This is a genomic window from Christiangramia sediminis, assembly GCF_020552705.1.
GTDB classification, from domain to species: Bacteria; Bacteroidota; Bacteroidia; order Flavobacteriales; family Flavobacteriaceae; genus Christiangramia; species Christiangramia sediminis.
Map to the genome: position 1 here is coordinate 1,001,330 of NZ_JAJBZG010000005.1, position 23,460 is coordinate 1,024,789.

A 23,460-nucleotide genomic window follows, 5' to 3' on the forward strand; every position below is an offset into this window, starting at 1 on the left:
TTTCGAATTTTTTTTCAGAAACTGTAATAATTTGATCTTTCTATCACTAAACAGGTAAAAGCAGGTTTGAGTAAAGATTTCTATACGCAGTTCATTTTACCTTATGCCGGTATTATCATTAAGATTTGCCGGGCATATACAGATAATGAAGAAGATTTTCAGGATTACTATCAGGAGGTCTGTCTTCAGTTATGGAAAAGCCGGGATAATTTTAAGGGTGATTCTAAATGGTCTACCTGGGTATACCGAATTTCTTTAAACGTTTCGCTCTCTTTACTTAGAAAAGATAAAAAAGTAAATAAGAACAGTATTGTACTACCCGATGTGGAGGATGAGCATACCGTGAATCCTTTTAACGACGAAGCACTAAAAATCCTTTACCAGGCTATAAAAGAACTTTCTGAAACAGATAGAGCAATAATTCTTCTTTATCTGGAAGAGAAATCCTATCAGGAAATTGCAGAAATCATTGGATTATCTCCTAATAATATAGGAGTAAAAATTACCCGAATTAAGAAAAAACTAAAAACATTACTCGATGGAAAGATCTATTGAAAATATTTGGAAAGAAGGTTTTAAAGCCCAGGAAAGTTTGTCAGTACCCGTAATCAGCAATCTGTATCAAACAAAATCCAAATTAATCATCGATAAGATGAGATCCGCCTCTAAAAAGGATAATATGAGCCTTATTCCAATAGGGGTCTTACTTTTGCTGATATTCGTATTTATTGGAAAAGTTTTACTGGGAATCTATATAGGTGTACTAATATTTTCTCTGTTTATGTTAAACCGCAGAAATCTTAGAAAACTAAATCAATTGTCGATTAGTTCAAATACATACGAATATCTGCTGGAGTATAGATCTAAACTAAAGGACTTAAAGAAATTCTATATCAGATTGCTCGGGATTGGTCTTCCACTATTAATAGTTCCGGCTTATCTTATGTATTTTGAAGGAACTCCGTTAATGATAGATTTTACAAGTCTAAATTTGATGATGCAATTGGTAATTGTTCTTGGAGTTTCATTGATGCTTTCCGGGATGGGAATATTAAGTTATAGATTAAGCACTCATATTATCTACGCAAAATTGATGACAAGGCTGGAAGATATTATTTCAGATATGCAGGAATTAATGAAAAACTAGCTTAAATATTAATTTAGGCTTCATTTCTGGCTATAATTCATCAAAAAGTATTTGGTTTTTATATACCTGAAAAAACTAAAGCTTACTACCTTTGTTACTCAGCCGATAAAAAAATAGATTATGAGTAACACTTCCAGAAAGAGAAGAGAGGCATTGGTTTACCACGCAAAACCGAAGCCGGGGAAAATTGAAGTTGTACCTACCAAAAAATATGCTACCCAAAGAGATCTTTCTCTGGCATATTCTCCCGGCGTTGCAGAGCCCTGTCTGGAAATAGAAAAAGATAAAGAGAACGCATATAAATATACCACAAAGGGAAATCTTGTCGCGGTAATTTCCAACGGAACCGCAGTCCTGGGACTGGGTGATATTGGTCCCGAAGCCTCCAAACCAGTGATGGAGGGAAAAGGTCTTTTATTTAAGATTTTTGCCGATATCGATGTTTTTGATATTGAAGTAGATACCAAAGATGTAGATAAATTCATTGAAACAGTTAAGAATATCGCTCCTACTTTTGGAGGGATCAACCTGGAAGATATCAAGGCGCCAGAAGCTTTTGAGATCGAACGACGACTAAAAGCTGAACTGGATATTCCGGTAATGCACGATGACCAGCATGGAACGGCTATTATTTCAGCGGCGGCATTATTGAATGCGCTGGAACTGGCTAAAAAGAAGATCGAAAAAGTAAAGATCGTTATCAGTGGCGCGGGAGCGGCAGCAGTTTCCTGTACCAAGCTTTACAAAGCCTTTGGTGCGAAAGCCGAAAATATTGTCATGTTAGACAGTAAAGGCGTTATTAGAAAAGACCGTCCCAATCTTTCCGAAGAAAAAGCCGAATTTGCTACTGCCAGAAAAATTGATACCCTGGATGAGGCAATGAAGAATGCCGATGTTTTTGTAGGACTTTCCATTGCCGATATCGTTTCCCCGGAAATGTTGAAAAGCATGGCTAAAAGACCTATTGTCTTCGCTATGGCAAATCCAAATCCCGAGATAGATTATCAGCTAGCGATGGATACCCGTAAAGATATCATTATGGCTACCGGCCGAAGCGATCATCCTAACCAGGTGAATAATGTGCTTGGGTTTCCTTTTATTTTCCGTGGAGCCTTAGATGTTAGGGCAACCAAGATCAATGAAGAAATGAAGAAAGCGGCAGTAAAAGCTTTAGCTGAACTTGCCAAGGAAGCCGTGCCGGAACAGGTAAATATCGCCTATGGAGAAACCCGCCTTAATTTTGGACCTGACTATATTATTCCAAAACCATTCGATCCTCGATTAATTGCAAAAGTGCCACCTGCAGTGGCCAAAGCAGCGATGGATAGTGGTGTGGCCAGACAGGGTATCCAGGACTGGGATAAATATGAGGAAGAGCTTCTTGAACGGATGGGGAATGAAAATAAAATTACCCGTTTACTCATAAACCGGGCTAAAACCAATCCTAAACGCATTGTTTTTGCGGAAGCAGATCACCTGGATGTTTTAAAAGCCGCTCAGATTGTTAGAGATGAGGGTGTTGGAATTCCTATTCTGCTTGGTAGACGTGAAGTTATTAAAGAGTTAATGGCAGAGATTGATTTTGAGGAAGATAATGTTTCTATAATAGATCCTAAATCAGACGAAGAAGAAGAACATAGAAAAAATTACGCTTATAAGTACTGGGAAACAAGACACCGCAGTGGGGTAACAAAATATGATGCCGAAAAGTTGATGCGCGAGCGTAATTATTTTGCAGCCATGATGGTAAATGAAGGTGATGCAGATGCTTTACTTTCCGGATATTCCCGTGCCTATCCAACAGTAGTAAAACCAATGCTGGAGCTTATAGGGATGGCCAAAGGAGTTTCCAGGGTGGCAGCAACCAACGTGATGAATACTTCCAGAGGACCTATTTTTATTAGTGATACCTCTATAAATATAGATCCGCCGGCAAAAGATCTGGCCAAGATCGCTCAAATGACCGCACGTACCGTGCAATTATTTGGGATGGAGCCGGTGATCGCGATGATCTCTTACGCGAATTTTGGTTCTTCAAAAGATCCAAGAGCCAAAAAAGTGAAAGACGCGGTTTCTTACTTGCATAGATTCCATCCCGAATTAAATGTTGATGGAGAGCTTCAGGTAGATTTTGCCTTGAATCGCGAAATGCTTCAGAGTAAATTTCCATTTTCAAAACTGGCAGGAAAAAAGGTAAATACGCTTATTTATCCCGATCTGGACTCTGCAAACAGCACTTATAAACTAATCAAAGAACTCAATAATGTAGATTCCATAGGGCCTATTATGATGGGAATGAAGAAACCTGTACATATCTTACAGCTTGGAGCAAGTGTGGAAGAAATGGTAAATATGGCAGCAGTTGCCGTGGTAGACGCACAGGAGAAAGAAAAACGAGCAAAAAAATAGTTCTATAGCCTGAATAAAACTCCCCTCTTTCGGAGGGGTGGGGGCAGGAATTATTTTACTACATTTGAGATTGAACACAAGTTTTTTTCATGATTCATCATTTAAAGGGGCAGTTAATTGAAAAAAATCCAACCTATATTGTTATTGAATGCAATGGAATTGGATATTTCGTAAATATTTCGCTTCATACTTTTTCATTGATTCCAGATTCTGAAGCAGTGAGTTTGTATACGCATCTTCAGGTAAAGGAAGACTCGCATACTTTGTATGGTTTTGCAGAAAAATCTGAAAGAGAAATATTCAGGTTATTAATATCGGTTTCAGGGGTGGGAACAAGTACTGCTAGAATGATGTTATCATCACTTCAGCCGGGCGAAGTTACTGAAGCGATAGCTACCGGGGATGTACCCACCATTCAAAGCGTAAAAGGAATAGGAGCAAAAACTGCACAACGGGTAATTTTAGATCTTAAAGATAAGGTGCTAAAAGTCTTAGGCGATGACGAAGTTTTTGTATCTCAAAGCAATACTAACAAAGAAGAAGCGTTATCTGCTTTAGAGATCTTAGGTTATAACAGACGCCAGGCAGGCAAAGTTGTAGAAAAGATACTTAAAGAAGATCCCGAATCTACCGTAGAATCTATTATAAAAATGGCTCTTAAAAAGCTGTAAGTAAATTGAGGAACAATTACCTGAAATTGTCTGTACCGGTACGCCTAACTTTCCTGATATTACTGGTATTTTCAGTGGATGCTGTAGCGCAGGAGACGCCGCAGGATACCACTAGAACCGGCTATGTCCTCGGCCAGTTAAGTCTTCCAGATCCTGAAAGTATCGAATCTAAATATGAGTATGACCCTATCCTTAACCGTTATTTCTACAAAGAAAGTCTGGGGAGAATCAATCTTGGGCTTCCGCTGGTTTTAACTCCGCAGGAGTTTGAAGAGCTTGTATTGCAGGAAGAAATGCGTAATTATTTTAAGCTTAAAAATGATGCATTAACCGGAAGAAAAGCAGGTTCAGAAGATATACAGAAGGATTTGTTGCCAGATTTTTATGTGAACAGTAATTTCTTTGAAACCATATTTGGAGGTTCTGAAATTAATATCGTGCCTCAGGGTTCGGTAGAACTGGATCTGGGTCTACTATATACCAGACAGGATAACCCCGCTTTTTCACCAAGGAATCAACGAAATCTTTCTTTTGATTTCGACCAGCGAATCAGTCTTAGTATGCTTGGGCAAATTGGGGAAAGACTTCAGGTAACGGCTAATTATGATACAGAATCTACTTTCGATTTTCAAAACCAGTTAAAACTGGAGTATACTCCAAATGAAGATGATATTGTTCAAAAGATCGAGGTTGGTAACGTTAATATGGCCATGAACAATGCTTTGATCCAGGGAGCACAAAGTCTTTTTGGTTTTAAAACCGAGTTGCAGTTCGGGAAAACAAGGATTACCGGTGTGTTTTCTGAACAGAAGTCGGAGCGAAGAACTGTAAATGTAGAAGGGGGAGCCACGGTGGAGGATTTTGAAAAGTTCGCTTTGGATTATGATCAGGACAGGCACTTCTTCCTGGCACATTATTTCCGGGATACTTATGATGAAGCGCTGGTGAATTATCCATTTATCAATACCAATATTCAAATAAAAAGAATTCAGGTATGGGTAACCAACCGAACCAATAATATTCAGAACATTCAGGATACCCGTAATATTGTAGCCATACAGGATCTTGGGGAAACGAACGTTCCCGGAAATATCGGATTAGATACTCCTCCCGGCGGTTTCTTCAATCAGCCAGCAGGGGCATTTCCCGATAATACTGTTAATGATTTCAATCCTTTCGGAATAACCGGTTCCGGGCAGTCTGTATTGACTCAGGCTATTCGGGATATCGCCACGGTAGATCAGGGATTTGGGCCGGTAACAGTTTCTGAAGGGACAGATTATGCCAAGCTGGAAAATGCCCGGCAATTAAAACCTTCTGAATATACGGTAAATACTCAGTTAGGATATATTTCCCTTAATCAGCGATTAAGTAATGATGAGGTCCTGGGAGTTGCTTTTCAGTATACCATCAATGGAGAAGTGTATCAGGTTGGGGAATTCGCGAATGATGGAGTGAACGCTACCAACGATACTACTGGTGGAGAAGTGCCAGATACGGGAACAAACCCAAGAGCCAGCCAGAATCTGGTGGTGAAATTATTGAAAAGTACGATCACCAATGTAAATGAGCCGATCTGGGATTTGATGATGAAAAATATCTATAGTCTTGGAGCGTATCAACTGGAGCGACAGGATTTTAGAATGAATATTCTTTATACAGATCCGCAGCCGCTTAATTATATAAAACCGGTGGAAGGAACCACTTTGCCCGACGATGTCGCGCAAATTCCTTTATTGCGCGTCTTTAGACTGGACCAGTTAAATTCAAATAATGATCCTATTAACGGGGGAGATGGTTTCTTTGATTATGTTCCGCAAATTACCATAGATCCTGTAAATGGGAATATAATTTTTACCACCGTAGAGCCATTCGGTAGTCATTTATTTGACAAGCTTGATGATACACCTAATAGCGGAACTGAAGATTATGGCATTCCTGAAACCTGGAACGAGAATCAGCAACGTTATGTTTTCAGGGCGATGTATAGAACTACTAAAACTCAGGCAGAACAGGAAGAGGCAGACAAGAACAAATTTCAATTAAAAGGAAGATATAAATCAGCGGAAGTAGAAGGTATTCCTATTGGGTTTAACCTGCCGCCGGGATCGGTAACGGTTACCGCAGGAGGAAGAATTCTTCAGGAAGGCGTGGATTATGTGGTAAATTATGAATTGGGAAGGGTGCAAATACTTGATGAAGCTTTACTAGCTTCGGATATTCCAATTCAGGTAAATACTGAAAATAATGCACTTTTCGGTCAGCAAACCAAACGATTCACGGGTATTAATGTGGAACACCAATTCAATGAGAATTTCCTCATTGGCGGTACTTTTATAAATCTGAAAGAGCGCCCTTTAACCCAAAAGGCTAATTATAGCTATGAGCCTATTAATAATACGATTCTGGGTTTAAACTTAAATTACAGTACCGAAGTTCCTTTTTTAACGAGAATGGTAAATAAACTGCCCAATATAGATACCGATGTAAAATCGAATGTATCTGTGCGTGGGGAGTTTGCATATTTGCTTCCAGGATCGCCGGCATCGAACGATTTTGATGGAAAGGCCACTACTTATATAGATGATTTTGAGGCTGCCCAAACTTCAATAGATATCAATAATCCCCTAAGCTGGGAACTTTCCAGTGTACCCATTGGGTTTGGGGGAGAACTCGCCAACGGAGATCTTGGAGTGGGATATAAAAGGGCTAAAATGTCCTGGTATACCATAGATCCTATTTTCTATAGCAACCGTAGACCGGACGGGATCAGTGATTCAGACATTTCAACCTATGCGGCCAGGCGGGTATCACTAAATGAAATTTTCCCTAATACCGATGTGGTTCAGGGACAACCGCAGGTAGTTTATACGATGGATGTTGCATATAATCCTGAAGAACGTGGCCCTTATAATTATAATCCGGCTGCTACGGGCTCTAATAATTTGCCAAATCCTGCCAGCAATTTCGGGGGAATTATGCGTGCGGTAAATACCACCAATTTTGAGCAGTCTAATGTGGAGTATATTCAGTTCTGGGTAATGGATCCCTATATTTATCCGGAAAATTCTGGGAATAGCAGTGGTTCTATTAAATTCAACCTTGGTAATATTTCTGAAGATGTACTTAAGGATGGTAGAAAACAGTATGAAAACGGTCTTCCAGAAGGGGAAGGTGAGGCAAATATAATCAATACTGCTTTTGGAGCGGTGCCGGCAGATAATTCACTGGTGTATGCTTTTGATACTGAAGGTGAAGCAAGAACCTTGCAGGATGCCGGTTTCGATGGAATCCTGGATGCTGAAGAAGCTCTTAAATTTCCAGATTTCGCGGGTCTGCCAGATCCATCAGCAGATAATTATGAATATTTTCTAAATGCCGAAGGAAGTCTTCTCGATCGTTACCGAAATTACAACGGGGTTCAGGGTAACTCCCCAACACAGGTTACCGATACGAATAGAGGAAATACTACCCTGCCCACCACCGAGGATATAAATCGTGACAACACGATGAATACCATAAATAGTTATTTTGAATATGAAGTTCCTTTCTTCCAAGGAATGAACATTGATAATAACCAGTACATCACCGATGTTAAGGAGCTAACCACCACTTTAAGAAATGGACAGGAACTTCCTGTAAGATGGCTTCAATTTAAGGTGCCAATCTTTGAACCCACAGATGCCATAGGTGGAATTGCCGATTTTCGTTCTATCAGGTTTATAAGAATGTTCCTTACGGATTTTCAGGATCCAACCATCCTCAGATTTGGAACTATGGACCTGGTAAGAGGAGATTATAGGAGGTATAATCAGAGTCTGTTCGAAGATCAGGCTCAAATTGAAAACCCCAATACGCTGTTTGAAGTCAATGCCGTGAATATTGAAGAGAATGAGAACAGGCAGCCTATTCCTTATGTGCTTCCTCCGGGGGTGGTAAGGGAAGAACTCTATCAAAGCAATTCTAATATCAGGCAAAATGAACAGTCACTTTCGTTAAGAACCTGTGATCTTGAACCTCAGGATGCAAGAGCGGTTTATAAGAATTTCCAGATTGATATGCGCCAGTACAAGAACCTGGAAATGTTTCTTCATGCGGAATCACTTGTAAATAAACAGCCTTTAAAAGATGGACAATTGGTCGCATTTGTAAGAATGGGAACAGATTTTACCGATAACTTCTATCAAATTGAAATTCCTCTTTCACCAACGCTTTTTGGAGCCACCACTCCTGAAGAGATCTGGCCGGAAATAAACCGATTGAACCTGGAGCTCGACCTTTTACAGCAAATTAAAACAGCGGTATTAGGAGATCCTTCCTTGAATTCTACTGAACTGAATTATTTTACGGAAGAGTTGCAACCTGTAGATGCAGAAGCTCCTTATGATATGGGTAGCTTAAGACTGGGGGTAAAAGGAAATCCCAGTTTTGGGAATGTAAGATTATTAATGGTGGGGGTTAAGAACGGGACCAGTATAGACGGTGTTACAGATCTTTGCGGGGAAGTGTGGTTTAACGAATTAAGGCTTTCAGATCTTAAAAATGAAGGAGGCTGGGCCGGGGTGGTGAGTATGGATAGTAACCTGGCAGATTTTGCTAATATTTCAGCCACGGGAAGAAGGAGTACTATTGGGTTTGGAAGTATAGAGCAGGGGCCTAATCAACGTAGCCGGGAAGATCTTCAGCAATATGATTTTGTTACGAATGTAAATATGGGACAGTTGCTTCCGAAGAAATGGGGGATAAAAGTACCGGTAAATTATAGCAGGGGAGAAGAATTAATCACTCCAAAATACGATCAGGAGTTTTTGGATGTGGAGCTGGATACAAGATTGGCAAATATTCAGGATCCTGAAGAAAGGGACAGGGTTGAAAAGCAGTCTCAATCTTATACCAAAAGGGAAAGTGTGAATGTAATTGGCTTGCGTAAAGAGCGAGTTGGAGAGAAAACTCCGATGCCTTACGATATAGAGAATTTTGTTTTTTCAACTTCCTATAATCAGGTGGATCATCGTGATTTTGAAGTGGAGGAAAGCGTTGATAAAAGTGTAAGACTAGGGGGGACTTATGAATTTAATTTTCCGGAAAAAAGAGTTGAACCCTTAAAGAATATTGCCGTTCTGGATAGCAGTGATTATTTTGCAATTTTCAGGGATTTTAATATTAATTACCTTCCTTCAAATATCAATGCCAGTTCAAATATTTTCCGGCAGTATAACGAGCAAAAATTCAGATCCCTGGAGTTGGGTGCAGATGATATTCGTATTCCTACCTTGTATCAAAGAAACTACCTTTTTGACTGGCAATATGGAGTGAATTATAATTTGACAAGATCTTTAAGTTTCTCCTTTAATGCCAGTAACAATAGAATTATAAGGAATTATATAGACGAGGAAGGCTTTGCCGATGACAGTATTGGTTTATGGGACGATTTCTTCAACGTTGGAGAGCCAAATTTGCATTATCAGACCCTTCAGGTAAACTACCAGTTGCCTTTTGAAAAGATTCCCGTGTTGCGTTTTATAAAGGCAACCTACTCTTATACTGGCGATTTTCAGTGGCAACGTGGATCCAGAATTTATCAGCAACTGGAAAATATTCCCAATATTGGTAATAGCGTACAGAATTCCAATACCCATCAGATCAATGCGAGTTTAAATATGCAGGATCTTTATAATTATATTGGGTTGGTAGAGAAAAAGGCTGAAAGTGCTGCCAAGAGCATTCAGGAGAGAAGTCGTGGGGTACCTACTTTAGGTCCACCTGGAGCAGATGAACAGGAAGAAGCGCCTAAACCGGAACCAAAAGGAAATAAGGGCTATAATACGTTTGTGAATATTGTGACCGGGATAAAGACATTCCAGGTTAATTATCGTAATACCCGGGGTATTTTTCTTCCCGGATATACTGAAAGTATTGGCTTCATGGGGACTTTCAGGCCCACAGCAGGTTTCACCTTCGGTTTACAAAACGATATACGGCATATCGCCGCGGAAAGAGGGTGGCTTACTTTATTTCAGAATTTCAACCAGCAATATACCGCGCTTAAGAATGAACAATTAGATTATCAGGCCGGCTTAAGTTTGCTGCCAGATCTAACGATAGAGCTTACAGGAAGAAAGAATTTCTCAGAGAATTATTCTGAAAATTATAAAGTAGATCCAAATACCATGGAATATCAATCTCTTACGCCTTATACATATGGGAATTTGAATATTTCAACCCTGCTTATTAAAACCTCTTTTAGTAATTCCACTGAAACCAGTTCTCAGAACTTTGAAACTTTTAGAGAAAACAGGTTGGAAATCGCCAGGAGATTAGCGGAACAAAGAGGGCTTGATCCAAATGATGTAGGAGAAGACGGGTTTCCTCGCGGGATAGGGAGAACTAACCAGGCCGTGTTATTGCCTGCTTTTATTGCTGCTTATTCAGGGAAGGACGCAGGAGATGTGAAATTAGGGGCATTCAGAGATTTTCCGATGCCCAACTGGAATGTTAAATATACCGGCTTAATGCGACTGGACTGGTTTAGAGATAAATTCAGAAGATTTTCTATTAATCATGGATACCGGGCAGATTATACGCTGAATCAATTCCAGACCAATCTTGATTACAATCCTGCCAATCCGCAGGAAGTCAACCAGGCCGGAGATTTTAAAAATCCTGTACTTTTTTCAAATCTGGTCCTAACCGAACTGTTTACACCGCTGGCGCGGGTAGATTTTGAAACCAAAGGCAATATTCAGATCCTGGCAGAGATGGAGAAAGACAGGTCGCTTGCCTTTAGCTTTGATAATAATCTATTAACCGAGTATAGCGGAAATGAATATACCTTAGGCTTAGGTTACCGAATTAAAGATCTTAAGATCGCTACCGCCCTTGGAGGTACGAGGCGTGTTCTTAGTAGTGACCTTAATTTCAGGACAGATGTTTCTTATAGAAAGAACCGAACTATTGTAAGATATCTTGATCTTGCAAATGCACAAACTATTTCCGGTCAGGATATCTGGTCCATTAATTTCAAGGCAGATTATGCCTTTACCAGAAATCTTACGGCAAGATTCTATTATGATCATACCTTCTCGGAATATGCTGTTTCTACGGCATTTCCACAAACTACGATAAGGTCTGGGATTACACTAATATATAATTTTGGAAATTAACGAAGCCTTATTTGAACATTTCGGCTAAAAAACTAACTTTGCCATCCTATAAAACTAAACTATGAATATTCCACAAGAATTAAAGTACACTAAAGACCACGAGTGGGTTAAGATTGAAGGCGACACCGCAACGATTGGAGTTACAGATTTTGCCCAGGGAGAACTTGGGGATATCGTATACGTTGAGGTTGAAACTCTTGATGAAACTCTTGAAAAAGAAGAGGTTTTTGGAACTGTTGAAGCGGTAAAGACTGTTTCAGATCTATATATGCCTCTTTCAGGGGAGATCATTGAATTTAATGATAGCCTGGAAGATGAGCCTGAAAAAGTAAACGAAGATCCTTACGGTGAAGGATGGATGATAAAGATTAAACTTTCAGATACTTCAGAACTGGAAGATCTTTTATCTGCAGATGAATATAAGGAAGTAGTTGGTAGCTAAGATATTTTTATTTGCCGCGCTTATTTATACCAGTGCCATTACTTATTTTTCTCTTATTGTAATGGACTTTAAAGTGAGTGTAGGCGGTTTTGATCCTACAGACAAAATGCTCCATGCCGGAGCATATTTGTTTTTAGCTTTCTTGTGGAAGCTATATTTTATTTTTCAAACTTCTGATTTTAAGAGATATACCTCTAATTTATTATGGGTGGCTTTCGCTTGTTTTATATTTGGTATGTTAATTGAGGTTTTGCAGGGAACCCTAACCAGTTACAGGACACCCGATTGGTGGGATGTTCTGGCTAATTCTACTGGTGTAGTACTGGCTGTGTTATTCTTTATCATCCTGGCGCCAAAGATGAAAAAGATAAAACAGAAAGTTGCCTAGCTAAATTATAACCTTTATTAACTAAACTTTTATGAAATGAGCCATGATGGTATTTCTTGATTCTTGAAATGACCCATGGCAAATTACATCTGATAGTTAATAACAACTAAACTTAAACAGATGAAACCTAAGAAAAACCCGAAAGTAGATCTTCGTCGGAGATGGGTCCTTTTTCTTCAAATTGGACTTATTCTAGTATTGTTTTTAACCCTCCAGGCTTTCCAGTGGAAAACCTATGATCAAAAATCGCTTGATGATCAGATAGTGAGTATAGATGATTTTGAGGAAGAACCAGTTCCCGTCACTGTGATTCCGGAGAAAACACCTCCCCCGCCACCAAAGACAATTACAGATGTGATTGAAGAAGTGCCGGATGATCCAGATATTAAAGAAGATGTTGTAAATCCTACAGATATTGATATTGAGGATATACCAGAGCCATCTGATATAGTGGAGCCGGATGCACCGGATGAAGATATTGAAGTACCTTATGATTTCATTGAGAATGTACCAATTTTTCCAGGCTGTGAAGACCTGACGAATAATGTGGAGCGCAAGCAGTGTATGAGCTCAAAAATTAATTCTTTTGTAAATAGAGAATTTGATACAGGATTAGGCGCTGAGCTTGGTCTCACTGGTACGAATCTTGTGGTTGTTATGTTTGTTGTAAATAAGAACGGCAGGGTAGAACAAATTCAAACCAGGGCTCCGCATCCGGAACTTGAAAAAGAAGCCAGAAGAGTAATAGGAGAATTGCCTGAAATGGAGCCTGGCCGTCAGGGAGGTAGGCCCGTTTCTGTTTCATATACGATACCTATTCGGTTCAAAGTTCAGGAATAATAACGACCGGTTTAGAAATTTACCGTAGTTTTAATGACTTATTATCCAGATAAATTTAGTTTTTTAGAAAAAATCTTTATTTTAGCAACCCTTAACAATATAACGCATTATGGAACCTAAGAAAAATCCGAAGGCTAACTTGAACAGAAACAGAACGTTGTTTCTTCAGCTTGGTCTAATTTTAGTTCTATTTATAACCTGGAGGGCGATTGAGTGGAAAACTTATGACCCTGACAATATAGATATAGGACAGGTAAATATGGACGCCCTTGAAGAAGAGGATGTGCCAATTACTGAAATGCAGAATACACCTCCACCACCTCCTCCACCACCACCGGCACCGGAAATTATTGAAGTAGTGGAAGATGAAGAGGATGTTGAAGAGGATGAAATTGAATCTACTGAAACCAATCTTGATGAGATCGTTGAAGTGGAAGAAGTTGTTGAGGCTCCGGTAGAGGAGGAAGTAGCCGATGTTCCTTTTGCGGTTATTGAAGATGTGCCAATTTTCCCGGGTTGTGAAAACTTAAGTAACAACAATGAGCGTAAGAAATGTATGAGTGAAAAGATCAGTAAGTATGTGAACAAGGAGTTCGATACAGATCTTGGAGCAGAACTTGGACTTAGCGGGATTAACCGTGTGATCGTTCAGTTTAGAATTGATGAAAAAGGAAATATTGGTCAGGTAAGAGCTCGTGCTCCCCACCCAAGACTTGAGCAGGAAGCTGCGAGAGTGATCAACAGCTTGCCTAAGATGAAGCCAGGTAAGCAGCGTGGTAAGCCGGTTGGGGTTATGTACTCTCTTCCAATTGCTTTTAAAGTACAGGACTAGATATTTTTTGAGATATATTTAAAAATCCCGGCAATCGTCGGGATTTTTTATTTTATGCAAATTCCCTTTTGGAAAAAATGTATATTACACCCGTAAAACATTAACAACAGGTCTTCGTCGTATGAAGTATATTTTACTTCTTCCTTTAATTATTTTAAGTTTTCAACTCAAGGCTCAGGAGGTAAATACGTCTTCTGAGATTTATCCGGAATTTGAAGAATGCGAGCAAATAGATTATTCCAATCAGGCGCAATGTTTTAATCAAACCCTTATAAATTATATAATTTCAAATTTTGAAATTCCTGAAATTGTTCAGGCTGAATCGTATAAAGGTCAGCTTACTATTATTTTCGAGGTGGATGAATCGGGAGATTTTCAACTTATTTACCTTGATGCGGCCTATGAGGAACTGAAGGAAGAGACCCGGCGTGTTTTTGAATCTTTACCTAAGATAAAACCTGCGACTTATAACGGTCGTCCTGTACATATGCAATTCAGGATACCTCTAAGAATTCCGCTTCAGAATAACGTGGTAGTGCAACCGGTAGAAGCAGAAGATGAAATTGAATTACGGAAAGAGGAGAAATCTGATGCAGTAACTCAGGTTGAAACCAATGCACTTTCAGAGTATGAAAAAATAAAGTCAGACGAGTTTACAAGTCCACGTTATGATAGTCAGATAAATATTCCATTATCTCATGAATTCTATAGCAGGTTCGATGCGGAGTTCAATCAGATAGGAACTAATACCCATTCGGCTTCAAAACCTTTAATGTTTAGTGAAGTAAATCCGTATTACGATTTTAAAGAAAATCGTGATGAAATGCTTCAGGATAGAAATACGCTTGCCGGAAGGAAATTATGGAATGAACATCTCATAAGATTCCAGACGGACAAATACTGGTTTACTTTAGATCCGGGTTTTGATCTTCAGATAGGAAAAGATTTTGAACAAACTGAGCATGATTTTACTTACAATAATACCCGAGAACTTATAATTCAGGGGGGACTGGGTGAAAAGTTCAATTTCTATTCGGTTATTTATGAGAACCAGGGAAGATTTGCGCAATATTATAATGACTTTGCAGAATCTATAAGACCTGCAGGAGGAGATCCGGCAATTATCCCGGGCAGGGGAATCGCGAAAACTTTTATGGATGATGGTTATGACTATCCCGTGGCTGAGGGTTACCTGTCTTTCACTCCTTCAGAATTCATTAATATTCAGTTTGGGCATGGGAATAACTTTATTGGAGATGGTTACCGCTCACTACTTTTGAGTGATAATTCTTCTCCGTATCCCTATTTGAAACTCAATACCAAATTCTGGAAAATTAAATATACCAATACCTGGATGTCTCTTCGGGATGTAAGACCTGCGGTAACCAATAGCGGATCATTCAGAACTAAATATATTGCCAACCATTATCTAAGTCTGAACATTAGTAAAAGACTGAATCTTGGGTTTTTTGAATCGGTAATGTGGGAGAATGATAATGATCGCGGCTTTGATCTTAATTATCTCAATCCGGTAATTTTTTACCGTGCCATAGAATTTGCTACCGGTGCTGATGGAGGAAATGCTATTATTGGTCTAACCGGGAAGTATAAAATTTCCAACCAAATGTATACCTATGGGCAATGGCTTATAGATGAATTTTCCTCGAGCGATGTTTTTGGAGGTGAAGGTAGCTGGAAGAACAAGCTTGGGTTTCAGTTGGGGCTGAAGTATTTTAACGCCTTTGACGTAGAGAATCTTTATTTACAGGCTGAATATAACCAGGTGAGGCCTTATACCTACTCTCATAATTCAATTACGCTGAATTATGCCCATAACAATCAGTCGATGGCGCATTTGTGGGGAGCTAATTTTAGAGAGATCATAGGGATTGCAAGGTACAAGAAGGATCGCTGGCTGGGTTCAGCTAAATTTATCTATGGAAAACGAGGTTTTGATTTTTCAGAAAAAGGGGATTATTTTGGTCAGGATATTTACAGAAATGAAGAAGATCGTCCCTTTGATACCGGAGTGGAAATAGGACAGGGAAATACTACCAATTCATTTTATTCTGAACTGGAAGCTGCTTATATAGTAAACCCAAGCACAAATTTAAAATTGTTTGCCAGCTTCATATACCGCAATTTTAATCCGCAGGCCAATACACCGGCAAATTTCGAAAATTCTACTACCTGGATAAATTTTGGCTTAAGAACTGATATTTTTAACTGGTACTTTGATTATTAGCGATTTTTACTGCTGAAAATTAACACATTGCCTTCCTTGTAAAAACCTAATTAAGAAGTATCTTTGCGCCAGTTAAAAAAAAGCTTTTTTGAGCAATACGCGCGTACATAATCCCAACGCTTCAATTCTATCAGATTTTAAGGAAATAACCAAAATGAGATTGGCTATAAGTGTAGTCTTTTCTTCAGTTGCGGGCTATTTTCTTGGAGCAGATAATATAGATTTTGTGGTGGTTACGCTATTGGCAATCGGGGGTTATCTAATGGTGGGTGCTTCAAACGCTTATAACCAGATCATAGAGCGTAATCTGGATGCTTTGATGGATCGTACTAAGAACAGGCCGTTGCCTGCGGGTAGAATGTCGGTTCCTGTTGCCTTTACCATTGCCAGTGTGTTTACGGTTTTAGGTTTGGTTGTTTTGTACGTGATCAATCCTAAGACTGCTATGTTCGGGGCTATAAGTATTTTCTTATATGTGAGCATTTATACTCCGCTTAAAACCAAAACACCACTATCTGTTTTTGTAGGTGCTTTTCCCGGGGCAATACCTTTCATGTTAGGATGGGTGGCAGCTTCCGGAAGTTTTAGTGTAGAACCAGGAACTTTATTTATGATCCAGTTCTTCTGGCAATTCCCACATTTTTGGGCAATTGGCTGGTGGCTGTTCGATGATTATAAAAAAGGTGGTTTCTTTATGTTACCTACCGGAAAACGTGATCGGGGAACCGCAATTCAAATAATTCTATATACCTGCTGGACAATACTGGTTTCTCTTATCCCGGTTTTTGGGGTTACAGGAAAACTTATGTTGACTCCGGTCTCCGGGATTATAATATTTCTTTTAGGGCTTGGAATGCTCTATTACGCCATAAGATTATTCAAAGAAAAGACTGCAGAAGCTGCAAAAAAATTAATGTTTGCAAGTGTTTCATATATCACACTCTTGCAAATAGTATATGTATTAGATAAATTTATTAGACAATGGATTTAACTCAGGGATCACACGAAAAGAAGCTTGGCCGGGCAAAGAAAATGATGCTTTGGTTTGGTATAATTAGTATGGTAATGACCTTTGCGGGGCTTACCAGTGCTTATGTGGTTAGTAAGAACAGGCCAGACTGGCTAACCGATTTTGAATTGCCAATTTCCTTTTTATGGAGTACCCTGGTAATTATAGGGAGCAGTATTACTCTGATGCTTAGTAAGAAAATGATCAAAACCGGCAATATGCGTAACGCAAGTGCTTTTTTGATTGGGACATTAATTCTTGCGATACTTTTTGTGGTCTTCCAGTTTTATAGCTTTTCAGAGATCGTTCAGGCTGGGTATTATTTTACAGGAAGTGAAAGTTCAATCACAACTTCTTTTATATATGTGCTTGTTTTAACACATCTTGCCCACCTGGCCATAGGAATAATAGTGCTTTTAGTGTTAATTTATAACCATTTTAAACAACGTTATAATGCAGGACAAATGCTTGGATTTGAGCTTGGTGCAACCTTCTGGCATTTTGTAGACTTGTTGTGGCTTTACCTGATTTTCTTTTTATATTTCTTTAGATAATAAAATTGCGTATTTTTGCGCATCCTTTAACATTAAACAACTTCTATGGAGGCGACTGTCGTTAGAACAGGCACAGAAGGCAAAACCTGGGGTGGTGGTAATGAACCACTAAAATCAAGTTACGGAAAGATGATGATGTGGTTTTTCATCCTTTCTGATGCTTTAACATTCTCAGGATTCCTTGCCGCTTACGGTTTTTCAAGATTTAAATTCATCGATTCATGGCCCATCGCAGATGAGGTCTTCAATCACTTTCCGTTTTTACATGGAGTAGATGCGCCAATGTACTATGTGGCATTGATGACATTTATCCTTATTTTTTCTTCGGTAACTATGGTACTTGCAGTAGATGCAGGTCATCATATGAAGAAAGGGAAGGTTACTATTTATATGTTCCTTACTATTATTGGGGGTGCTATATTCGTAGGTTCTCAGGCCTGGGAGTGGAAGAACTTCATTAGTGGGGAATATGGAGCCGTGACCACTAAAGGAGGGAATGTACTTCAGTTTATAGACGGCGAGGGAGAACGCGTTGCGCTTTCTGAGATCGCAGTGCCAATTGCTGGTACAAGGGTTGAACACGAAAGTAACAACGGTATCTGGTTTGATGCAGGTCAGGACCTTCCAACTTATAGTCTTGATGAGGTGAAGGCAGGATTTATTCAAAATGAAGACCTGCTTATTAGAACTCAAATGCTTACCGAAGATGGAGAGAAAACAATTCTTTCCAGAGAAGAATCTTTAATGAAGCTTAATCATGATGCAATTGGAACTGTAGAAGGAGCGAATCTTGTTCAAAATGAATATGGTGCTCCACTATTTGCAGATTTCTTTTTCTTTATAACTGGTTTTCACGGTTTTCACGTTCTGTCTGGAGTTATCATTAACATCATTATCTTCTTTAACGTGATCATTGGTACTTACGAGAGAAGAGGAAGTTATGAAATGGTTGAAAAAGTTGGACTTTACTGGCACTTTGTAGACCTTGTATGGGTATTTGTATTTACATTCTTTTACCTGGTTTAATTCAGAAATAAATTATTATGGCTCACGATACTACACAACATCACGAATCGGCAACCAAAAGGATCTGGATAGTTTTTGCAATTCTTTCCGTAGTAACTATTGTAGAAGTTATTCTGGGAATTATTAAGCCAGAATTCTTAACAGATACCTATCTTTTAGGAATGAGGTTGCTAAACTGGATCTTCATTATACTTACAATTTACAAAGCTTATTATATCGCGTGGGCATTTATGCACCTTGAACACGAAACTAAAGGATTGCGTAGATCTATTGTCTGGACGGGGATATTCCTTGTTTGTTATTTAATCTTTATTCTTCTTACGGAAGGTGGCTATATCTATGACGTTTATAAGTCTGGACATGTGGCCTGGGATTTCTAACAAAAGTTAAAAGCATTTGAAAAGGCGGTTTTATGAAACCGTCTTTTTATTTTTGTACTCCTTTGTAAAACTGGATTTTCATCTTATGAAAAAGTTTCTGGTACTCGGAATTTTATTTGCCCTTCCTATTACTGCATACTTGTTTTTTGCTTCCGGAAAGAACAACTTTGCCAGGCTCCCCGTATTGACTGAAAACGTTAAAGATGTTTCAGGTTTCAATACCAATTCAAATAAAAATATAAGCTTTAAAGACCATATTAATGTGGTCGCCTTCTTTGGTTCAGATCTTGAAAATATTAAAGGTAATACCTTCAATCTGGATAAAAAGATCCTGGAGAAATATTACGATTTTGATGATTTTCAATTTGTTCTGGTTCTGCCAGCGGAAGCCAGACAGGAAACCAATGAATTTGTTGAAAGTTTTAAAAAAATCACCAAATCTTCTAAATGGAAAATAGCTTATGCTGAACCTGAAAAGATAGAAGAGGTTTTCGAAAGCTTTAAAACACCGCATCAATTAGATGGTAATAGTTACTCTCCGTATGTTTTTATAGTAGATAAAAAATTAGATCTCCGCGGAAGAGATGATGATAGAGATCACGGTGAGGTTTACGGGTATGACTCCAGGGATGTGGCCGAGCTGAATAATAAAATGAATGATGATGTGAAAGTGATCCTGGCTGAATATCGTCTTGCTCTGAAGAAGAACAATCCTGAAAATAATTAGAATGAAAAATTATTCATACGTAGGAATTTCGCTGGTAATACTTGTTTTTGGGATCATTTTTATCCCGAAAATCATCGATAGAATAAATGATGATGAAGTGGTTTCTTCAAATAGATTAAACCAGAAAAGAGAAAGTAAAAGTAAAGATTCAGGTGAAGCTTTATCTTATATCGAAATAAATGGAGAGAAGAAGAAGGCTCCTAATTTTGAGTTTATCAATCAGGATGGGGATACCATTTCTAATGAAGATTATAAAGGCAAGGTATATTTAGTGGAATTTTTCTTTACCACTTGTCCCACCATCTGTCCTATAATGAATAAAAATCTCGTAGAGATCCAGGATGAATTTGAAGATGCAGATGATTTTGGGATCGCTTCTTTCACAATAGATCCTGCCCATGATACACAGGAAGTTCTTGCCGATTATGCTGAAACTTATGGAATAGATCATCCGCACTGGAATTTAATGACCGGCGAAAGGGAAAAGATCTATGAACTGGCAAATAAAGGTTTTGGTTTATATGCCGGTGAAGATGCTGAAGCAGCAGGAGGGTTTGCCCATCAGGGAATGTTTGCTTTAATAGATCAGCAGGGCTATATAAGGTCAAGAAAAGATCAGTTTGGGAATCCTGTGATCTATTACAGGGGTTCTGTAGAAAGAAATAAATCTGTAGCGCAGGATGAGGAAGAACCTCAAATTGATATTTTAATAGAGGATATAAAGAAATTACTTTGAAGACAAGTATAAAAGAAGCCGATAAAGTAGCAGTTCCGGTAATAATTGCTCTTTCTGTAGCGGTCCCCGTGATCGTTCTGGTTTTAATGCTCTTGCCTGAGCGCTATAACATTTTTGGAGCTGATGCCATCACGTTCCCCTTATTCCATGGGATTCTTAATTTTCTCACGGCTGTTTTACTTATTATCGGTTTCTATTTTATGAAATCAGAGAAGTATATTTTGCATAGAAATACCATGGTCGCGGCATTTGGACTTTCCGTGATTTTTTTGCTGAGTTATGTGCTTTCTAAGATAAGTAATGAGCCTGTTCCTTATGGTGGAGAAGGAATTCTAAGATATGTTTACTTCTTTATTTTGGTCACACATATCGTATTATCGGGAATCATTGTTCCCCTGGTTTTGTTTACCATGTACAGAGGTTTGAGTGGTCAATATGATAAACATGCAAAAATTGCACGCTGGACTTTCCCTATCTGGTTATATGTTGCCATAACCGGTGTATTGGTTTTCTTATTTATGATGCCTTACTATTAATATTGGTTCTAATTGATTAATTTTGAGCAGTTTCAGATAATTGAAAAATGATGATGATGAAGAATTTAAAATATGTCGGTTTAATATTTTTGGTCCTTCTTTTTGTTCCTGACTTTGCAGAAGCTCAATGTTCAATGTGTCGAGCCGTATTGGAAAGTGAAGGAGATCAAAGTACTGCCAAGGGGATAAATGACGGTATTCTTTATCTGATGATTTTTCCTTATTTATTAATAGGAGGGGTGGGCTACTTTATATACAGATCACGAAAAAATAAGAATAAAACTTCTTCAGAAGGGTAATCTCAAGTTTAGCTTTGCTGAAGTTGGAGTGCTTTTTTAAGATAATATTGTAACATTTTATTTTTTTTGTAGTCTTATTAAGTAGGGAGTCATTTCCTGCTTAATAACCATCAATCATGATCGAAATATCGAATCTTCACAAATCCTATAAAATGGGTGCTAATTCTCTACATGTTCTTAAGGGAATTAATCTGAATATTAAAGAAGGCGAGCTAGTATCGATAATGGGTTCTTCAGGTTCTGGGAAATCCACTCTCCTTAATATCCTTGGTATGCTGGATGAAGCAGACGAAGGATCATATATTCTTGACGGCGTTCCCATTAAGAACCTCAATGAAAAGAGAGCCGCGCAATACCGGAATAAATTTCTAGGATTTATTTTTCAGTCATTCAATCTTATATCTTATAAAACCGCATTAGACAATGTGGCCCTCCCTTTATATTATCAGGGTTTGCCCCGTGGCGAAAGAATGGATAGGGCTAACAGTTACCTTGAAAAGGTAGGTCTGGCAGATTGGGCCGGGCATCACCCAAACGAACTTTCCGGAGGACAAAAACAGCGAGTAGCTATAGCCAGAGCACTTGCCAGTGATCCAAAAGTATTACTTGCAGATGAACCTACAGGGGCGCTGGATACGAAAACTTCTTACGAGGTAATGGACCTTATTCAGGAGATCAACGACGATGGGCGAACCATCCTGGTCGTGACCCACGAGCATGACATTGCGCAAATGACCAAACGAATCGTTAATCTAAAAGACGGGGTTATCATTGAAGATACAGTAGTTTCACAGGTAAGAGCAATGCAAAATGTTTGATATTGACAGATGGAATGAAATTTTTGAAACGATACGTAAAAATAAATTACGTACGTTTTTAACCGGTCTTTCAGTAGCATCGGGAATTTTCATTTTAGTGATCCTGCTGGGAATTGGTGAGGGAATGCGGAACGGAATCGCCCGTGAATTTGAGCAGGACGCTTCAAATCTCATCTTTGTGTGGCCTGGAGTAACTTCAAAGGAGTATAAAGGACTTAATCCTGGAAGAAGAATTCAATTAAAGAACGAGGATTATAATCGCATTTTATTGGAACATGACGATAAACTTGATAAGACTTCTTCTACTTACCAGGTTTGGAGTAACGTGGTGTCTTACGGGAAAGAATCGGGGAGTTACAGGATGGACGGTGTTTTTCCTGATTATCAGTATTTAGAAAATATGAGTCTTACTGCGGGGAGGTTCATTAATCACAATGATGTTAAGAATATCGAGAAAACGATCGTTATTGGTCATCAGGTGGAAAAGGACATCTTTAAAGAAGAAGATCCTATAGGTAAGTATGTTGAATTATCGGGAATTAATTTTAAGGTAGTTGGTGTTTTTACAGATCCCGGTGGAGAAAGAGAAGAAGCCAGGGTAGTGATACCAATTACTTCTGCCCAGAAAGCCTTTGGTGGAGCTAATAATATTGGGAGACTCTATCTAACTCTTAAACCAGAAGAAAATTTCGATGATGCTGTCGCAGCTTCTACAGCTTTTTCTAAAGACCTGGATGTATTTCTTAGAGAGCAACACACCATTGCTCCAGATGATACCCGTGCCATTAATATTAATAACAGCCTGGAAAATGCCAAGCGTTTCTTTACGCTAATGGATATGATCAAATATTTTTTCTGGGGGGTGGGAATATGTACCATTATTGCTGGAGTTGTAGGTGTAAGTAATATTATGCTCATCATTGTAAAGGAAAGGACCAGAGAAATTGGAGTTAGAAAAGCACTGGGGGCACAACCTTTATCTATTATAGCCATGATCCTGCACGAATCGATTTTTGTAACCGCTATTGCGGGGTTTTTAGGCCTGATTTTCAGTCTTACCTTACTTGAATTTATTGGTCCGGCAATTGAAACTCAATATATATACAATCCTACAGTTAATTTTACTGTAGCTATCAACACTGTGCTAATTCTTGTAATTGCAGGAGCTTTAGCAGGATTTTTTCCTGCCTGGAGAGCAGCGAGAATTAAACCTATAACAGCTTTAAGAGACGAATAAT

20 protein-coding genes are annotated in these 23,460 nt (G+C 38.8%); all 20 read left to right on the plus strand.

Annotated features, from left to right (window positions below; all coding sequences use genetic code 11):
* The first annotated feature begins 66 nt into the window (after positions 1-66).
* The 20 genes from LGQ90_RS14035 (at position 67) to LGQ90_RS14130 (ending at position 23,459) form a co-directional block, all read left to right on the plus strand.
* The gene (locus LGQ90_RS14035; RefSeq protein ID WP_229341955.1) at positions 67-555 is read left to right on the plus strand and encodes an RNA polymerase sigma factor; all 489 of its coding nucleotides are present in this window, start codon (positions 67-69) and stop codon (positions 553-555) included.
* On the plus strand, positions 539-1,147 hold the full coding sequence (locus LGQ90_RS14040; protein ID WP_229341957.1) for a hypothetical protein: 609 nt from the start codon (positions 539-541) through the stop codon (positions 1,145-1,147). The genes LGQ90_RS14035 and LGQ90_RS14040 overlap by 17 nt, the downstream gene beginning before the upstream one ends.
* A gap of 120 nt (positions 1,148-1,267) precedes the next feature.
* A complete protein-coding gene (locus LGQ90_RS14045) occupies positions 1,268-3,556 on the plus strand; it encodes an NADP-dependent malic enzyme (RefSeq protein ID WP_229341959.1) in 2,289 nt (762 codons plus the stop codon).
* Positions 3,557-3,645: 89 nt separating this feature from the next.
* Complete coding sequence (ruvA, locus tag LGQ90_RS14050; protein WP_229341961.1) at positions 3,646-4,227, plus strand: Holliday junction branch migration protein RuvA; 582 nt, start codon at positions 3,646-3,648, stop codon at positions 4,225-4,227.
* Positions 4,228-4,232: 5 nt separating this feature from the next.
* Complete coding sequence (gene sov, locus LGQ90_RS14055; RefSeq protein WP_229341963.1) at positions 4,233-11,390, plus strand: T9SS outer membrane translocon Sov/SprA; 7,158 nt, start codon at positions 4,233-4,235, stop codon at positions 11,388-11,390.
* A gap of 61 nt (positions 11,391-11,451) precedes the next feature.
* Complete coding sequence (gene gcvH, locus LGQ90_RS14060; RefSeq protein WP_229341965.1) at positions 11,452-11,832, plus strand: glycine cleavage system protein GcvH; 381 nt, start codon at positions 11,452-11,454, stop codon at positions 11,830-11,832.
* Positions 11,822-12,220 carry a VanZ family protein gene (locus tag LGQ90_RS14065; RefSeq protein WP_229341967.1) on the plus strand — a complete coding sequence of 133 codons (399 nt, stop codon included), beginning with the start codon at positions 11,822-11,824 and terminating at the stop codon, positions 12,218-12,220. The genes gcvH and LGQ90_RS14065 overlap by 11 nt, the downstream gene beginning before the upstream one ends.
* A 120-nt stretch (positions 12,221-12,340) precedes the next feature.
* Positions 12,341-13,060 (plus strand): energy transducer TonB, encoded by a 720-nt coding sequence (locus LGQ90_RS14070; RefSeq protein ID WP_229341970.1) that lies wholly within the window; start codon positions 12,341-12,343, stop codon positions 13,058-13,060.
* 109 nt (positions 13,061-13,169) lie between these two features.
* Positions 13,170-13,892 (plus strand): energy transducer TonB, encoded by a 723-nt coding sequence (locus LGQ90_RS14075; RefSeq protein ID WP_229341973.1) that lies wholly within the window; start codon positions 13,170-13,172, stop codon positions 13,890-13,892.
* Positions 13,893-14,013: 121 nt separating this feature from the next.
* Positions 14,014-16,137 carry a gliding motility protein RemB gene (locus LGQ90_RS14080; protein WP_229341976.1) on the plus strand — a complete coding sequence of 708 codons (2,124 nt, stop codon included), beginning with the start codon at positions 14,014-14,016 and terminating at the stop codon, positions 16,135-16,137.
* Positions 16,138-16,225: 88 nt separating this feature from the next.
* Complete coding sequence (cyoE, locus tag LGQ90_RS14085; protein ID WP_229341978.1) at positions 16,226-17,128, plus strand: heme o synthase; 903 nt, start codon at positions 16,226-16,228, stop codon at positions 17,126-17,128.
* Positions 17,119-17,700, plus strand: a complete 582-nt coding sequence (locus LGQ90_RS14090; protein ID WP_229341980.1) for a cytochrome c oxidase subunit 3 — start codon at positions 17,119-17,121, stop codon at positions 17,698-17,700. Before cyoE ends, LGQ90_RS14090 begins: the two co-directional genes overlap by 10 nt.
* Before the next feature lie 45 nt (positions 17,701-17,745).
* The gene (locus LGQ90_RS14095) at positions 17,746-18,726 is read left to right on the plus strand and encodes a cytochrome c oxidase subunit 3 (protein ID WP_229341982.1); all 981 of its coding nucleotides are present in this window, start codon (positions 17,746-17,748) and stop codon (positions 18,724-18,726) included.
* 17 nt (positions 18,727-18,743) lie between these two features.
* Positions 18,744-19,106: a cytochrome C oxidase subunit IV family protein gene (locus LGQ90_RS14100; RefSeq protein ID WP_229341984.1), complete on the plus strand. Its 363-nt coding sequence runs from the start codon at positions 18,744-18,746 to the stop codon at positions 19,104-19,106.
* 85 nt (positions 19,107-19,191) lie between these two features.
* A complete protein-coding gene (locus LGQ90_RS14105) occupies positions 19,192-19,833 on the plus strand; it encodes a hypothetical protein (protein ID WP_229341986.1) in 642 nt (213 codons plus the stop codon).
* A 1-nt stretch (position 19,834) separates the two neighbouring features.
* Positions 19,835-20,569, plus strand: coding sequence for an SCO family protein (locus LGQ90_RS14110; RefSeq protein ID WP_229341990.1), 735 nt, complete (start codon positions 19,835-19,837; stop codon positions 20,567-20,569).
* Complete coding sequence (locus LGQ90_RS14115; protein ID WP_229341993.1) at positions 20,566-21,105, plus strand: DUF420 domain-containing protein; 540 nt, start codon at positions 20,566-20,568, stop codon at positions 21,103-21,105. Before LGQ90_RS14110 ends, LGQ90_RS14115 begins: the two co-directional genes overlap by 4 nt.
* Positions 21,106-21,161: 56 nt before the next feature.
* Positions 21,162-21,404 carry a hypothetical protein gene (locus tag LGQ90_RS14120; RefSeq protein WP_229341996.1) on the plus strand — a complete coding sequence of 81 codons (243 nt, stop codon included), beginning with the start codon at positions 21,162-21,164 and terminating at the stop codon, positions 21,402-21,404.
* 116 nt (positions 21,405-21,520) lie between these two features.
* The gene (locus tag LGQ90_RS14125; protein WP_229342008.1) at positions 21,521-22,222 is read left to right on the plus strand and encodes an ABC transporter ATP-binding protein; all 702 of its coding nucleotides are present in this window, start codon (positions 21,521-21,523) and stop codon (positions 22,220-22,222) included.
* Positions 22,215-23,459 (plus strand): ABC transporter permease, encoded by a 1,245-nt coding sequence (locus LGQ90_RS14130; RefSeq protein ID WP_229342011.1) that lies wholly within the window; start codon positions 22,215-22,217, stop codon positions 23,457-23,459. Before LGQ90_RS14125 ends, LGQ90_RS14130 begins: the two co-directional genes overlap by 8 nt.
* Position 23,460 lies beyond the last annotated feature (1 nt).

Coding starts and splice junctions, on each gene's coding strand:
- LGQ90_RS14070 (WP_229341970.1), top strand. CDS start 12,341: ATGAAACCTAAGAAAAACCCGAAAGTAGATCTTCGTCGGAGATGGGTC.
- LGQ90_RS14105 (WP_229341986.1), top strand. CDS start 19,192: ATGAAAAAGTTTCTGGTACTCGGAATTTTATTTGCCCTTCCTATTACT.
- LGQ90_RS14100 (WP_229341984.1), top strand. CDS start 18,744: ATGGCTCACGATACTACACAACATCACGAATCGGCAACCAAAAGGATC.
- ruvA (WP_229341961.1), top strand. CDS start 3,646: ATGATTCATCATTTAAAGGGGCAGTTAATTGAAAAAAATCCAACCTAT.
- gcvH (WP_229341965.1), top strand. CDS start 11,452: ATGAATATTCCACAAGAATTAAAGTACACTAAAGACCACGAGTGGGTT.
- LGQ90_RS14130 (WP_229342011.1), top strand. CDS start 22,215: ATGTTTGATATTGACAGATGGAATGAAATTTTTGAAACGATACGTAAA.
- LGQ90_RS14120 (WP_229341996.1), top strand. CDS start 21,162: ATGAAGAATTTAAAATATGTCGGTTTAATATTTTTGGTCCTTCTTTTT.
- LGQ90_RS14110 (WP_229341990.1), top strand. CDS start 19,835: ATGAAAAATTATTCATACGTAGGAATTTCGCTGGTAATACTTGTTTTT.
- LGQ90_RS14125 (WP_229342008.1), top strand. CDS start 21,521: ATGATCGAAATATCGAATCTTCACAAATCCTATAAAATGGGTGCTAAT.
- LGQ90_RS14045 (WP_229341959.1), top strand. CDS start 1,268: ATGAGTAACACTTCCAGAAAGAGAAGAGAGGCATTGGTTTACCACGCA.
- LGQ90_RS14090 (WP_229341980.1), top strand. CDS start 17,119: ATGGATTTAACTCAGGGATCACACGAAAAGAAGCTTGGCCGGGCAAAG.
- LGQ90_RS14095 (WP_229341982.1), top strand. CDS start 17,746: ATGGAGGCGACTGTCGTTAGAACAGGCACAGAAGGCAAAACCTGGGGT.
- LGQ90_RS14075 (WP_229341973.1), top strand. CDS start 13,170: ATGGAACCTAAGAAAAATCCGAAGGCTAACTTGAACAGAAACAGAACG.
- LGQ90_RS14040 (WP_229341957.1), top strand. CDS start 539: ATGGAAAGATCTATTGAAAATATTTGGAAAGAAGGTTTTAAAGCCCAG.
- LGQ90_RS14080 (WP_229341976.1), top strand. CDS start 14,014: ATGAAGTATATTTTACTTCTTCCTTTAATTATTTTAAGTTTTCAACTC.